Consider the following 1519-nt stretch of genomic DNA (forward strand, 5'->3'; position numbering starts at 1 on the left):
CCGCCGCAGCCCGACCTGCGCCGGTCCCAACGACTCCCGCCGGGCCCGCAGGAACCCGGCCAGCTCACGCGCGCTCATCCTCCCCACCCTGGCACAGGACCTCCCGGCGAGCCACGGACCGCCGGGAGGGGGCTCGACCGGCAGTGCCGCGCCCGGCCCGCCGCCCGCACGATCGACGGCGTGGACAACGACCCGGAGCTGACCTTCCGCCGACTGCTCGACCTCCTGCTGGCCAAGGACATGGACGCCGTGGCGGACCTGTGGGCCGTGGACGGGACCGCCGAGTTCCCGTTCGCCGAGGCGGGCTCCCCGACCCGCCTCGAGGGCCGCGAGCAGGTGCGCGCCTACCTGGCCGGCTACCCCGACCTGGTGGACGTCGCCGAGATCCCCGAGCTGGTCGTGCACCGCACGGCCGACCCGAGCACGGCGGTGGTCGAGTTCACCGCCGTCGGCCGCACGACCGCGACCGGAGCCCCCTACCGGCTCGACTACGTCTCCATCGTCACCGTGGTGGACGGCCTCTTCACCGCCTACCGCGACTACTGGAGCCCCGTCGCCGCCGCGCGGGCCACGGGCGGGCTGGGCGACCTGGTCGCCGCGCTCGACCGCGAGGCGACCGCGTGAGCGTGGTGGTGATCGGCGCGAGCGGCACCACCGGCCGGGCCCTCACCGCCCTGCTGGAGGCGGGCGGCACCCCGTTCCGGCGGGCGAGCCGCACCCCGGCCCCCGGCGCGACCCGGTTCGACTGGCACGACCCGAGCACCCACCGCGGGCTCCTGGACGGCGCGACCGCCGTCTACGCCGTCCCGCCGCCCACCACCGGCGACCCGCTGCCCGCCGTGCGCCCGCTGCTCGACCTGGCCCGCCGCACCGGCCTGCCCAGGCTCGTGCTGCTCGGCTCCCTCGCGGTCCTGCCGGACGCCCCCGGCGCCGCCGAGCTGGAGGCCGAGGTGCGCGGGACCCCCGGCTGGTCCGTGCTGCGGCCCGCCGGGTTCATGCAGAACCTCACCGGCGCGCACCCGCTGGCCGCGCGGGTGCGCGAGCGCGGCGAGCTGCTGTCGGCGAGCGGCGACGGCCGGGTCGGCTGGATCGACGCGCGGGACGTGGCCGCTGCCGCGCACGCCGCCCTCCTCGCCGACCGGACCGAGGCCGAGCACCGGCTCACCGGGCCGAGGGCGCTCAGCTACCCGGAGGCCGCGCGGATCATCACCGAGCGGACCGGGCGGACCGTGGAGGTGGTGGAGGTGTCCGCCGACGAGCTCGCCGGGCACTTCCGGGCCGCCGGGATGCCCGCGCCGTTCGCCGACCGCCTCGCCCGCTACAACGCCGCGATCCGCGACGGCGGCGAGGGGGAGCTGACCGACGGCGTCACCCGGCTCACCGGTCGCGCGCCGCGCCCGTTCGCCGGGTTCGTCGACGACCACCGCGCGGAGTGGGCCACCGGCTAGCCGGGCCCGGCCACCACCGGCCGCGGGGGCAGCCGCAGCGCCGCGCAGCACAGCAGCCCGGCCCCGGTGGT

The 1519-nt window shown here is 78.5% G+C and carries 2 protein-coding genes; both read left to right on the plus strand.

The window, feature by feature from the left end:
* Nucleotides 1–180 precede the first annotated feature (180 nt).
* On the plus strand, nt 181–624 hold the full coding sequence (locus ACTUAL_RS03685) for a nuclear transport factor 2 family protein (protein WP_096491974.1): 444 nt from the start codon (nt 181–183) through the stop codon (nt 622–624).
* Nucleotides 621–1448: an ergot alkaloid biosynthesis protein gene (locus ACTUAL_RS03690; RefSeq protein WP_440899268.1), complete on the plus strand. Its 828-nt coding sequence runs from the start codon at nt 621–623 to the stop codon at nt 1446–1448. The genes ACTUAL_RS03685 and ACTUAL_RS03690 overlap by 4 nt, the downstream gene beginning before the upstream one ends.
* Nucleotides 1449–1519 lie beyond the last annotated feature (71 nt).

It is taken from the genome of Actinosynnema sp. (assembly GCF_052038725.1).